The following is an 11883-nucleotide window of genomic DNA, read 5'->3' as shown; positions in this document are numbered from 1 at the left end:
GCGGTTCTCCGGCGCGGCCCCGGCCGCGGAGGCCGCGCACGCGGGCGGCCCGGTGAAGGACCCGCTCCGCGTCCGTCCCGCACCGACCGAACGGAGAGCCGTCGCATGACCCGTCCTCTCGCCCTCGTGACCGGGGTCGGCCGTACCGTCGGCATCGGCGCGGCAGTCGCCCGGCGCCTCGCGGACTCGGGCTGGGACCTCGTCCTCACCCACTGGACCCCCTACGACCTGCGCATGGAGTGGGGCGTCGAGCGGGGCGCGACCGAGGCGATCCTCCACGACCTCGCCGGCCGGGGCGCGACCGCCGAGGCGGTCGAGGCGGACCTCGCCGACCCCGGGGCCCCCGCGCTCGTCTTCGACGCGGCCGAGCGGCGCTTCGGCCGTCCGGTCACGGCCCTCGTCCTGTGCCACTGCGAGTCGGTCGACTCCGGTCTCCTCGACACCACGGTCGAGAGTTTCGACCGCCACTTCGCGGTCAACGCGCGCGCGTCCTGGCTGCTGGTACGGGAGTACGGGCGGCGCTTCACCGGAGCCCACGGGGCCGGCCGCGTCGTCGCCCTCACCAGCGACCACACCGTGGGGAGCCTTCCGTACGGGGCGAGCAAGGGCGCCCTGGACCGCATCACCCTGGCGGCCGCCCACGAGTTCGCGCACCTCGGGGTCACCGCGAACGTCGTCAACCCGGGCCCGGTGGACACCGGCTGGATGACGGAGGGGCTGCGGGAGGAGATCGTCCGGCGGACCCCGCTCGGCCGCCTCGGCACCCCGCGGGACGCGGCGCACCTGGTGGGCTTCCTCTGCTCGCCCGAGGGCCAGTGGGTCAACGGGCAGTCGCTGACGGCCAACGGCGGCCTGGTCTGAGCCGGAGTCGCGGCACGGAATCACGGCACGGAATCACGACGCGGAACCACGGCACGGAATCACGACGCGGAGTCGCGGCGCGGAATCACGACGCGCAGACACCGCGACACCGCGCGGGGGCACACAGGACCCGGCCGGACTGATACGGGGGAGCCGGCCGGGTCCGGGTGACCGTCCGCGTGGGCGGAACGGACCCGCTCACCGTAGGCCCGGCCGAAGATCGTCGCGAGCCGCGGAACGCGGAGCCTGTCCGGAATGCGCGACGGACCGGGGCAACGGAAGCACGGCCCGGCCGGAGGGTGCGCCCCTCCGAGCGCCCGTCCGCCGTCAGCCCCCCGTCCGCAGCGTCCGGGACGGCGACTCGCCGTACTTCTCGCGGTAGCGCGCCGCGAAGCGGCCCTGGTGGCCGAAGCCCCAGCGCCAGGCGACCTCGCTCACGCTCACCTCGTCCGGCGCGGCCGCCCGCAGCTCCTCGCGGACCCGATCGAGGCGGACCTCCCGTACGTACGCCATCGGGGACACCCCCACGTACTCCCGGAAGGACTCCTGGAGGCGGCGCACGCTCACCCGGGCCAGGGCGGCGAGCTCGGTCGTGGTGAACGGGTGCTCGGGGCGCTCCCGCACCGCGTCCATCACCCGTTTGACCGGGGCCGGGCGCCTGGCCTCCCCCGGATGGTCGAGCGCCTCGCGCCAGGGGTGCTCGGCGGCCAGGAGCAGCCCGTTGAGCAGGGCCTCCTGGAGGGGCCCGGCCACCAGTTCGTGCCGGACGAGGCCCTCCCCCGCCAGCGCCTCGTGCGCGACCCGGCGGGCGAGGCGCACCCAGCTCAGGCCGGGGCCGCGCGTGATGTCCAGGCGGGGCGCGAAGGCGAGCGGGCCGCGCGGCGGCCGGCCCGTCAGCTGTTCGAGCCGCTCGCGCAGCGCGGCCGCCCCGATCTTCACCGCCAGGGTCCGGCAGTCGCCGCTCCAGCGGTCCAGGAAGGTGTCCCCCGCCGGGTCGAGCAGCAGCCCCTCGGCGGGCGTCGCGACGAGCGGCGGGCCGCCGCCCTGCCGCAGCTCCATCGTGCCGCTCAGCGGGGCGTTCAGGTGGTAGGCGCCCAGCTCCCCGAAGCTCATCCGGACGTCGGCCCCGCAGCTGAGGTCGCCGATGACCAGCGGCCCGAAGACGACGGTGTCGAACCGGGCCGCGAAGGTCCGCGACCGGTGTTCGACCAGCTCCATGCGGCTCGTGTAGTACCGCGCGTCCAGCTCTTCGCGCGCCTCGTCCACGTCCCCCGTCCGGAACGAGCCCCCGCCCGCCGGCCTCGCCCGTCCCACCGCGCCCGCCACCGTCCCCCCGGCCCCCACCGCACCCATGGGTCGAAAGAATATTCATATGACGGATCTGACCGGGAACGGCAGGATGCCCGTCATGCCACGACCCCATGGATTCACGTACGAGCAGCGGGGCGACGGCTCCGTCGTCCTCACCCACCAGGGCCGCGCCGCGGGCGTGCTGCGCGGCGGGCGCGCCGGGAAGTTCCTGGCGGAGGTGGAGTCGGGCGACGCCCAGCTGGTCATGGCCCGCTGGACGGGCGCGTACCGCTTCGGCAACGAACGGCAGGCCAGGAACCACCCTCGTAACCAGGGTGGCCGAACCGGGCGAAGGTAAGGGAACGGCAAAGGGGGCCGGATCGTTAGCCCTGGCATGACCGCTATGACCCCCGGCTCGAACATCCCTCTCACCGCCACGCGCGTGGCGGTGGACGTCGCCGCCCCGGTGCGGCTCGACGTCTCGGGCCTGCTGCTCGGCGCCAACGGCAAGGTGCGCTCGGACGACGACTTCATCTTCTACAACCAGCCGGCCGGGCCCGGTGTCACCTACCGCTCCGGCGGCGGGACCGCGCCCGACGCGATCCTGGTCGACACCGGCGCCCTGCCGGCCGGCGTCGAGAGGATCGTCGTCACGGCGAGCCCGGACGCCGCGGGCCAGACCTTCCAGGGCATCGAGCCCACGGCGACGATCCGCAACGCGGACGACGGCAGCCCCCTCGCGACCTTCACGCCGCCGAGCCTCACCACGGAGACGGCGCTCGTGGTCGTCGAGATCTACCTGCGCAACGGCGCGTGGAAGGCCCGCGCCGTGGGGCAGGGCTACGCCAACGGCCTCGCCGGCATCGCGACCGACTTCGGCGTCTCGGTGGACGAGGAGCCCGCCGCTCCCCCGGCCCCCGCCGCACAGACCGCGCCGCCGGCCCCCGCCGCACAGGCCGCGCCCCCCGCTCCCCCGGCCCCGCCCGCGCCGCCCGTCGCCCCGGTGGACCCCCGGGTCGCGCCCCCGGCCCCGGCCGCCCCCGCTCCCGGTGCCGGCAAGATCAACCTCGACAAGGGCCGGGTCAGCCTCCAGAAGAACCAGACGGTGTCCCTGGTCAAGGGCGGCCGTCCGCTGCTCTCCCAGGTCAAGATGGGCCTCGGCTGGGAGCCCGCCTACCGGGGCAAGGACATCGACCTGGACGCGTCCGTCATCGCGTACGGACCCCAGCGCAACCACCTGGACAGCTGCTACTTCGGGAAGCTGACCATCCTCAACGGCTCGGTCAGGCACTCCGGCGACAACCTGACCGGCGAGGGCGCGGGCGACGACGAGGTCATCACCGTCGACCTGGGCCGGCTGCCCGCCGAGGTCTCCGGCCTCGTCTTCACGGTCAACTCCTTCTCCGGCCAGAAGTTCACCGAGGTCGCCAAGGCCTACTGCCGGCTGCTCGACGCGGCGACGGGCGAGGAGCTGGTCCGCTTCGACCTGACCACCGCCGAGCCGCAGACCGGCGTGATGATGGCGAAGCTGATCCGGCAGTTCTCCGGCGAGTGGGAGATGACGGCGATGGGCGAGTTCGTGAAGTCGCGGACCGTCCGGGGCATGGTGAAGCCGGCCGCCCAGGCGCTCTGAACGACCGGAGGGGGCTCCCGGGAGCCCCCTCCGGCGGGTCGGTGCTCAGCGGCGGGGCTGGCGGCGCCAGGGACCGGTGATCGCGACCATGATCCCGGGGTCCTGGATGTTGGCGAACAGCGTGTCGCCGTCGGGCGAGAAGACGACGCCGGTGAACTCGCTGTCGTTGAGGTCGTTGCGGGCGATCGGGTACGTGCGGCCGGAGTCGGTGGCGCCGAAGAGGTGCTGGACCCCCTCGCCGTCCTCGGCGATGACGAGCCCGCCGTACGGGGAGACGGTGATGTTGTCGGGGCCGTCGTAGGCGCCGTCCTCGTCGGGGTTCGCGTTCACGCCGAGCAGCACCTTGAGGGTGAGGGTGCGGCGCTTCGGGTCGTAGAACCAGACCTGGCCGTCGTGCGCGGCGCCGGGGCTCTCGGCGCGCGCGTAGGAGGAGACGACGTAGGCGCCGCCGTCCGCCCACCACATGCCCTCCAGCTTGCGGGCGCGGGTGACCTGCCCGGCCGCGAACTGCTTGCGGACGGGGGTGGTGCGGGCGTCGCGGTCGGGGACGTCGACCCAGTCCACGCCGTAGACGGTGCCGATCCGGGTGGCGCGGGAGAGGTCGTCCACGAAGCGGCCCCCGGAGTCGACGCACTTGAAGGCCTGGAGCACACCGGCGTCGTCGGCGAGGGTACGGAGCCTCCCGCGCCCGTGCCGGAAGCCCTTCGGCGGCACCCAGCGGAAGAGCAGCCCGTTGGGTCCTGACGCGTCCTCGGTGAGGTAGGCGTGGCCGCGCTCGGGGTCGATGACGACGGCCTCGTGCTCGTAGCGGCCGAAGGCCTTGACCGGCTTCGGGTCGCGGTTGGCGCGGTGGTCGCGCGGGTCGACCTCGAAGACGTAGCCGTGGTCCTTGGTCATGCCGTTGACCCCGGCACGGTCGGCGTTCTCCTCGCCGGTCAGCCAGGTGCCCCAGTCGGTGCGACCGCCCGCGCAGTTGGTGGAGGTCCCGGCGATGCCCACCCATTCGGCGACCGTCCCGTCGCGGTGCACCTCGACGACGGTGCAGCCGCCGGCGGCGGCCGGGTCGTAGACGAGGCCCTCGGTGAGCGGGACGGGGTGGTCCCACTGGGAGCGGGGGCCCTTGAGCTCGTGGTTGTTGACCAGGTACGTGGTGCCGCGCGGGCCCGCGAAGGCGGCGGTGCCGTCGTGGTTGGAGGGGGTGAACTCGCCGGACTCCAGGCGGGTCACGCCGCTGTGGGTGACGACGCGGTAGGAGAACCCGGCGGGCAGGGCGAGCATCCCCTCCGGATCGGCGACCAGGGGCCCGTACCCGAGCCCGTGCCCGTGTCCGTGTCCGTGGTCATGTCCGTGCCCACCCCCGTACGCCTGGGGCTCGTCGGACGCGAGCGCCTCGGGGGCGGTGGCGAGAGCCCCGACGACGCCGGTGAGGGCGAGCCCCGCACCGGCGACGGCGGACTGCTTCGTGAACTCTCTGCGGTTGAGCGGCATGGTGGCGGGGTCTCCCTGCGGTGGCCGGATGTCGCGGGCCACCCTCCCGCGCCTCCGCGAACACCGCCTGAACACCACCGGAACACCGCCGGGCGCCCTGGACCGCCGGACGCCGTACGCGTCAGGACCTGTGCGTGTCAGAAGCCGTACGCGTCGGAAGCCGTACGCGTCAGGCCTCGTACGCGTCAGGACCCGTACACGTCAGGCCTCGTACGCATCAGAAGCCGTACGCGTCAGGAGCCGTACGCGTCAGGAGCCGTACGCGTCAGGACCCGGCCCGCGACCGGGCCTTGAAGGCGGCCTTGCGGGCCTCCTTCGCCACGCCCTTGTCCCGGTGCAGCCGCCCCATCGCCTCCAGGACCTCCGCCGTCGCCGGGTGCTCCACCCGCCAGGCCGCCTCGAAGAAGCCGCCGTGGCGTCCGGTGAGGCCCTCGATCAGCTCCTGCAGCTCCTCCAGGTCGCCCTCCGCGTCGAGCTGGGCCGCGATCGTGTCGATCGCCAGCCAGAAGATCATCGACTCCGGCGGCGCGGGCACGTCCGCCGCGCCCCGCTCCGCGAGCCAGACCCGGGCCAGGCCGCCGAGCTCCGCGTCGTCCAGGACCTCCCGCACGGCGGGCTCCGCCTCCGGGCCCACCAGGGAGAGCGTCTGCTGGCAGTGCAGGCGGCGGAGCGGGGAGCCCGGGTCGGAGCCGCGGGCGGCGTGCAGCAGCTCGCGGGCCGCGCCGAGGGCGTCGCGGCCGGCCAGCCAGGCGACGGTCTCCTCCCGGGCCGCGGCCTCCGGGTAGCCGGCGATCCCGTCGAGGAGGGCGTCGGCGCCCTTGTCCGCCAGGTCGCCGACGGCGGGCGCGGCGACACCGGCCTCCAGCATCCGGGCCCGGACGCCGTAGAGGCCGAGGGGCGTGAGCCGGACCATGCCGTAGCGGGTGACGTCCTCGTCGTCCACGGAGACGGCGGGCTCCTCGCCCTCCTCGACCATCAGGGCCTCGTCCAGGGGCTGGTACTCCACGAGCCCGATCGGCTCCAGGAGCCGGAACTGCTCGTCCAGCCGCATCATCGCGTCGGAGACCTGCTCCAGGACGTCGTCGGTGGGCTCGCCCATGTCGTCGGGGACGACCATCGACGCGGCGAGCGCGGGCAGCGGCACCGAGCCCTCGCCGGCCCCGCCCTCGCTGACGGTCAGCAGGTAGAGGTTGCCGAGCACGCCCTCCAGGAACTCGGCCTCGGCCTCGGGGTCCCAGTCGAGGGCGTCGACGTCGATCTCGCCGTCCTCGTCGAGGAGCCGGTCGAGGTCGTCGAGGACGGGGGCGACGGCGTCCGCGAAGACGGTGTCGAAGCCGTCCAGCCAGAGCGCGAGGACGTCCCGGGGCGAACCGCCGGTGAGGAGCGCCAGGTTCTCGCCGGGCGCGGCCCGTCCGGGGACGTCCTCCCCGTCCCCGTCGGCCGCCTCGCCGTCCTCGACCTCCACGAGGCCGGTGTCGACCGCGAGCCGCCAGGCGTCGCCCGCCCGCAGCTCGCCCTCCTCGTCGGCGGGGAGGCCCAGGGCCCCGGCCGCCGCCGGAAGCTGCTCGTCGACGAGTTCGCCGCCCGCGTCGACCCGGGTGTCCGGCCCCGCCCAGCGGGCGAGCCGCGCCGCGTCGGCGAGGAGGGGGGCGGCCAGGGCGTCCCGCGCCAGCTCCGCGTCCGCACGCAGCCGAACGGGGGGAAGGGTGGGGTGGTCCGCTGACATCTGGTGGGGTCTCCTCGGCGCGTACGGGGGGCGAGCGGATGGAAGGGGCCCGGAGAGCGGTCGCGAAGGGCCGCCCCGGAGAACCGTCCCAGCGTAGACGCATCCGGGAGGGTGTCCGCCGGTTCACGATTCCGTCAGCCTTCGTACACCCGTCGACCCTTGACAAGTGGGGTGCCCTGCCAAGAGATTGACGCGCGTAGATCCATCTGCCGTTCCTCCAAGCACCCTCGGAGTCCCTGATGTCTTCCTCCATACCGAGATCCGCGGCGGTCGCCGCCGTCGTGTCCGCCGCCCTGGCCGCCGGGCTGCTCGTCGGTTCGGCGAGCGCGTCCGCCGAGGACGGGGCCGGTGTCCGCATCCACGACATCCAGGGCACGACCCGCGTCTCGCCCCTGGTCGGGCAGCAGGTCACCGGTGTCACGGGCATCGTGACCGGCGTCCGCGCCTACGGCTCGCGCGGCTTCTGGATCCAGGACCCCACCCCCGACGCGAACCCGGCCACCAGCGAGGGCCTGTTCGTCTTCACCAGCGCCGTCCCGACCGTCGCCGTCGGCGACGCGGTGAGCGTGAACGGCACGGTCACCGAGTACGTCCCCGGCGGCCCGGCCTCCGGCAACCAGTCCCTGACGCAGCTCTCCAAGCCCGTCGTCACCGTCCTCTCGCAGGGCAACCCGGTGCCGGCACCGGTGACGATCTCGTCCTGGTCCGTGCCCGGCGCGTACGCCCCGGCGGGCGACCCGGCCGCGGGCGGCTCGATCAACGGCCTGACCCTGAAGCCCCGCACGTACGCCCTGGACTACTACGAGTCCCTGGAGGGCACCAACGTCCGGATCGGCTCCTCGCGGGTGGTCGGCGCCACCGACCCGTACTCCGAGCTGTGGGTCACGGTGAAGCCGTGGGAGAACGCCAACCGGCGCGGCGGCACGGTCTACGGCTCGTACGAGGACCAGAACACCGGCCGCCTCCAGGTCCAGTCCCTCGTCCCGATCGCCCAGCAGCCGTTCCCGAAGGCGAACGTGGGCGACGTGCTCTCCGGCGTCACCGAGGGCCCGCTCGACTTCAACCAGTACGGCGGCTACACCCTGACCGCCCGCACCCTCGGCACGGTCGTGGACCGGGGCCTGGAGCGCGAGACCACGGACCGGCAGCACCGGAACGAGCTGGCCGTGGCGACGTACAACGTCGAGAACCTCGACCCGACCGACCCGCAGGAGAAGTTCGACGCGCTCGCGAAGGCGGTCGTGGAGAACCTCGCTTCGCCGGACGTCGTCGCCCTGGAGGAGATCCAGGACGACAACGGCGCCAAGAACGACGGCACGGTGGGCGCGGGTCAGACGGTGAAGAAGTTCACCGACGCGATCGTGGCGGCCGGCGGCCCGGCGTACGAGTGGCGCTCGGTCGACCCGGAGAACAACAAGGACGGCGGCGAGCCCGGCGGCAACATCCGTCAGGTCTTCCTCTTCAACCCCGCGCGGGTCTCCTTCACGGACCGCCCGGGCGGCGACGCCACCACCGCGACCGGCGTCACCGGCCGCAAGGGGCACGCGGCGCTGACCGTCTCCCCCGGCCGGATCGACCCGGCGAACGCGGCCTGGGCGGACAGCCGCAAGCCGCTCGCGGGCGAGTTCGTCTTCCGGGGCCGTACGGTCTTCGTGATCGCCAACCACTTCGGCTCGAAGGGCGGGGACGAGTCGATCGTCTCCCACCACCAGCCGCCGAACCGTTCCTCCGAGGCGAAGCGCCTGCTCCAGGCCCAGGCCGTCAACGGCTTCGTGAAGCAGCTCCTCGCGGTCGAGAAGCAGGCCGACGTGCTGGTGGTCGGCGACATCAACGACTTCGAGTTCTCCGGCACCACGAAGGCGCTGACGGACGGCGGCGCGCTGTACCCGGCGGTGAAGTCGCTGCCGCGCGGCGAGCGCTACTCGTACGTCTACCAGGGCAACAGCCAGGTCCTCGACCAGATCCTGACCAGCCCGGGAATCCGCCGCTTCGCGTACGACAGCGTCCACATCAACGCGGAGTTCGCCGACCAGGACAGCGACCACGACCCGCAGGTCCTGCGCTTCCGCCCGTAAGCGTCTCCCGCACCCCGAGCCGCACCCCCGCGCCGCACCCCGGCGCGGGGGTGCGGAACCCCACCCTTCAGCAGCCCTTACCTTTCCGCCCAAGAAGATCTAAGTGGACCTTCAGCGTCCACCCCGCCCAGACTTCCGGCATGACCACCGCACCGCCTTTCGGCCGCGCGCTCTGCGCGATGATCACCCCGTTCGCGCCCGGCGGCGCGCTCGACCTCGACGCGGCGGGCGCCCTCGCCGTCCGGCTCGTGACGGAGGGCTGCGACGGCCTCGTCCTCAACGGGACCACCGGCGAGTCCCCGACCACCACCGACGCCGAGAAGACCGCGCTCGTCCGCGCCGTCCGGGAGGCCGTCGGCCCCGGCCCCTCGGTCCTCGCGGGCGTCGGCACCGCCGACACCGCGCACACCGCCGGGCTGGCCCGCGCGGCCGAGGAGGCGGGCGCGGACGGGCTGCTCGTCGTCACCCCGTACTACAGCCGCCCTCCGCAGGAGGCCGTCGAGGCGCACTTCCTGAAGGTGGCGGACGCGACCGGTCTGCCGGTGATGGTCTACGACATCCCCGGCCGCACCGGGACCCGCGTCGAGCCCGCGACGATGCGGCGGCTCGCCGCGCACCCGCGGATCACGGCGGTGAAGGACTGCGCGTACGACCTGCTGGGCTCGGCCCGGCTGATCGCGGAGACCGGCCTCGCGTACTACTCGGGCTCCGAGGAGCTGAACCTGCCGCTGTACGCGGTGGGCGGCGCCGGCTACGTCAGTACGGTGGCGAACGTGGCGCCCCGTCAGCTGCGGGCGGTGCTCGACGCCTTCGACGCGGGCGACACCGCCGGGGCGGCCCGGCTCAACGCCCGGCTGCTGCCGCTCGTCGAGCGGATGACGGCCTCGGGCCTGCCGGGCACGGTGACCGCGAAGGCCCTCCTCGGCGGCCCGCTCCGGGAGCCGCTGCTGCCCGCCGACCGGGAGACGGCCGACGGGCTGCGCGCGCTCCACGAGGAGCTGCTGCGACCGGCTCAGGCGGAGTCGGCGCTGTAGGTCCTCCCGAGGATCGCCGCGTGCTCCAGGACGTCCTCCAGGGGGTCGTCGATCTGGCCCGTGGAGACGAGCGAGACGTGCGGACCGTTGTGCGAGTGGAGGTGCGTCTCGTCCGCCGCCGCCGACCCGGCGGTCAGCAGGACCGCCGTCGCCGCGAACACCCCGGTGGCCATGGCCCTCGTCCTCATGTCGACTCCTCGCCTCGTCTGCGTAAGGGGCCCTGCGCCCCGCCCTGATAACGCAGCGTCACCGAATCGGTTGCCGCCCCCGTCACGCGGGTGTTGCCGTGTGACGGGGACTTCACGGCGGTGTCCGGAGTTCCACGGCCCCGTCCCCGTCGCGTACCGCCCCGGGGCGGCGCCTGGTCCCCCGGTCAGCCCGGGCCCGCTCCGGGCGCCGGACGGTCACCCGGCCGTGGGACGACGGAGGGCCCTGGAGCGACAGAGCGGGGAAGGGGAGCGGACGCATGCCGATACGTGGGGGGCGCGGCCGGGACGACGGCCGGGGAGCGCGGGCCGCCCCGCGGGCACCTGGTCCGGCTGGCGGGGACCGGTCTCGGCCTGGCGGTGCTCGGCGCGGGCGCGTGGGGCTGCGGCCCGGCGGAGGAGCCCGCCGCCGACGCCACCGCGCCCGGCGGGAACGGGAAGGACCCGTCGGCCGGCGAGGGCGCTCCGGGGACGCCTTCACCACCCCGCCGCCCGGCACCGCCCCGCGCCCGCTGTGGCAGGACGGCGCCGCGCTCGGGGCGCTCGGCGCGATGGACGCGCCGGCCGTCTCCGGGGACGTGGTCATGGTCTCCGGCGATCCGCTGACGGGCCGCTCCCTCACCACCGGCAAGCGGCTCCGGTCCCGCGAGAAGGCCGCCGTGCCGGGCGCGAAGCTGCTGGTCGCCGGCGGCGCGCTGTACCTGGCCAGTGTCCGGTACGACGGGGACGTGGTCGGCCTCGACCCGGCCACCGGCGAGGAGACCTGGCGCAGCGGGCTCGGCGGGAAGAAGTACGCGCAGCCCCGCACGATCGCCGTCGACGAGCGGCGGGTCTACGTCCTCGCCGGCATCCTGGAGGCGGATCACGGCGTCGAGGACGACGTGATCGCGGCCCTCGACATCTCCTCCGGCAAGGTGGTCCGGCAGGAGCGGCGCGACCGGGGCACCCAGGAGTTCGGCATCACCGCCGCCGTCTCCGGCCGCCGCCTCGTCCACACGGACTTCCGGGAGAACGTGACGGTCCGCGACACCGCCACGGGCCGGCAGGTGTGGACGAAGAAGATCGGCCGCTCCAACGGCGAGCGGATCGCCGTCCACGGGGACCTGGTGGTCGTCGCCGACGGCGGGCGGCTGCGCGCCTTCGCCCTGGCCGACGGCGCGGAGCGCTGGTCGCCGGCCGGCGACGAGTCGTACGTACGCTTCCACGGCCCGGCCGTCCTGGACGGGGTGCTCCACGTCTCCGACCCGGCCCGCGTCCTGCGGGCGGTGGACCCGTCGACCGGCAGGGAGCGCCGGCGCGACGAGGAGCTCCTGGAGGTCGCGCACCCCTGGCAGTTCGTCGGGGCCGGCGGGAACCTCCACGCGGCGACGGAGCTCGACCCCGAGGGCGGGATCCTCGCCTTCGACGCCCGGGACGGCAGGCTGCGCCGGACGTACGACGACGGCACGGGCGCGCTCGACAAGTGGTACGTGGCGGCCTCGGGCAAGCGCCTCGTGGCCCTCCGCGGAAAGCGGCTGACCGCCCTGCCGGCCATCTGACGACGGACGGACGAGGGCGGCCGCTCGCTCAC

The 11883-nt window shown here is 74.4% G+C and carries 10 protein-coding genes; 6 read left to right on the top strand and 4 right to left on the bottom strand.

From position 1 onward, the window contains the following. Positions 1 to 105 precede the first annotated feature (105 nt). Positions 106 to 861, top strand: a complete 756-nt coding sequence (locus OO47_RS18955; protein ID WP_030205075.1) for an SDR family oxidoreductase — start codon at positions 106 to 108, stop codon at positions 859 to 861. 327 nt (positions 862 to 1188) lie between these two features. Here the strand turns inward: OO47_RS18955 and OO47_RS18950 are convergent, their stop codons facing one another. Beyond that, positions 1189 to 2214 (bottom strand): AraC family transcriptional regulator, encoded by a 1026-nt coding sequence (locus tag OO47_RS18950; RefSeq protein ID WP_234323227.1) that lies wholly within the window; start codon positions 2212 to 2214, stop codon positions 1189 to 1191. Between the two features lie 55 nt (positions 2215 to 2269). Between OO47_RS18950 and OO47_RS18945 the strand changes: the two genes are divergently transcribed. Together OO47_RS18945 and OO47_RS18940 are read left to right on the top strand one after the other, a co-directional pair. Next, positions 2270 to 2509 (top strand): hypothetical protein, encoded by a 240-nt coding sequence (locus OO47_RS18945; protein ID WP_030205083.1) that lies wholly within the window; start codon positions 2270 to 2272, stop codon positions 2507 to 2509. Positions 2510 to 2545: 36 nt separating this feature from the next. Next, positions 2546 to 3784 (top strand): TerD family protein, encoded by a 1239-nt coding sequence (locus OO47_RS18940; protein WP_234323226.1) that lies wholly within the window; start codon positions 2546 to 2548, stop codon positions 3782 to 3784. Positions 3785 to 3829: 45 nt separating this feature from the next. Here the strand turns inward: OO47_RS18940 and OO47_RS18935 are convergent, their stop codons facing one another. Then, on the bottom strand, positions 3830 to 5272 hold the full coding sequence (locus tag OO47_RS18935) for an alkaline phosphatase PhoX (RefSeq protein ID WP_030205089.1): 1443 nt from the start codon (positions 5270 to 5272) through the stop codon (positions 3830 to 3832). Positions 5273 to 5537: 265 nt separating this feature from the next. After that, positions 5538 to 6998, bottom strand: a complete 1461-nt coding sequence (locus OO47_RS18930) for a hypothetical protein (RefSeq protein WP_030205092.1) — start codon at positions 6996 to 6998, stop codon at positions 5538 to 5540. A gap of 239 nt (positions 6999 to 7237) precedes the next feature. Between OO47_RS18930 and OO47_RS18925 the strand changes: the two genes are divergently transcribed. Further along, a complete protein-coding gene (locus OO47_RS18925) occupies positions 7238 to 9073 on the top strand; it encodes an endonuclease/exonuclease/phosphatase family protein (protein WP_030205095.1) in 1836 nt (611 codons plus the stop codon). A gap of 140 nt (positions 9074 to 9213) precedes the next feature. Continuing rightward, on the top strand, positions 9214 to 10107 hold the full coding sequence (dapA, locus tag OO47_RS18920; RefSeq protein ID WP_030205097.1) for a 4-hydroxy-tetrahydrodipicolinate synthase: 894 nt from the start codon (positions 9214 to 9216) through the stop codon (positions 10105 to 10107). On the opposite strand, the gene OO47_RS18915 is transcribed toward dapA, so the two are convergent. Beyond that, entirely contained in the window at positions 10086 to 10295 is a 210-nt protein-coding gene (locus OO47_RS18915) for a hypothetical protein (protein ID WP_030205100.1), read from the bottom strand. The two genes, dapA and OO47_RS18915, sit on opposite strands and share 22 nt — an antisense overlap. Before the next feature lie 395 nt (positions 10296 to 10690). Between OO47_RS18915 and OO47_RS33430 the strand changes: the two genes are divergently transcribed. Further along, on the top strand, positions 10691 to 11851 hold the full coding sequence (locus OO47_RS33430) for an outer membrane protein assembly factor BamB family protein (RefSeq protein WP_234323225.1): 1161 nt from the start codon (positions 10691 to 10693) through the stop codon (positions 11849 to 11851). Positions 11852 to 11883 lie beyond the last annotated feature (32 nt).

It is taken from the genome of Streptomyces bikiniensis (genome assembly GCF_000716625.1).
Classification (GTDB): Bacteria; Actinomycetota; Actinomycetes; order Streptomycetales; family Streptomycetaceae; genus Streptomyces; species Streptomyces bikiniensis.
This window is presented reverse-complemented; position numbering and strand designations above follow the sequence as displayed.

What these genes read in the sequence shown, in the direction of transcription:
- OO47_RS18955 (WP_030205075.1), top strand. Translation starts at nt 106, where the DNA reads ATGACCCGTCCTCTCGCCCTCGTGACCGGGGTCGGCCGTACCGTCGGC.
- OO47_RS18950 (WP_234323227.1), bottom strand. Translation starts at nt 2,214, where the DNA reads ATGGGTGCGGTGGGGGCCGGGGGGACGGTGGCGGGCGCGGTGGGACGG.
- OO47_RS18945 (WP_030205083.1), top strand. Translation starts at nt 2,270, where the DNA reads ATGCCACGACCCCATGGATTCACGTACGAGCAGCGGGGCGACGGCTCC.
- OO47_RS18940 (WP_234323226.1), top strand. Translation starts at nt 2,546, where the DNA reads ATGACCGCTATGACCCCCGGCTCGAACATCCCTCTCACCGCCACGCGC.
- OO47_RS18935 (WP_030205089.1), bottom strand. Translation starts at nt 5,272, where the DNA reads ATGCCGCTCAACCGCAGAGAGTTCACGAAGCAGTCCGCCGTCGCCGGT.
- OO47_RS18930 (WP_030205092.1), bottom strand. Translation starts at nt 6,998, where the DNA reads ATGTCAGCGGACCACCCCACCCTTCCCCCCGTTCGGCTGCGTGCGGAC.
- OO47_RS18925 (WP_030205095.1), top strand. Translation starts at nt 7,238, where the DNA reads ATGTCTTCCTCCATACCGAGATCCGCGGCGGTCGCCGCCGTCGTGTCC.
- dapA (WP_030205097.1), top strand. Translation starts at nt 9,214, where the DNA reads ATGACCACCGCACCGCCTTTCGGCCGCGCGCTCTGCGCGATGATCACC.
- OO47_RS18915 (WP_030205100.1), bottom strand. Translation starts at nt 10,295, where the DNA reads ATGAGGACGAGGGCCATGGCCACCGGGGTGTTCGCGGCGACGGCGGTC.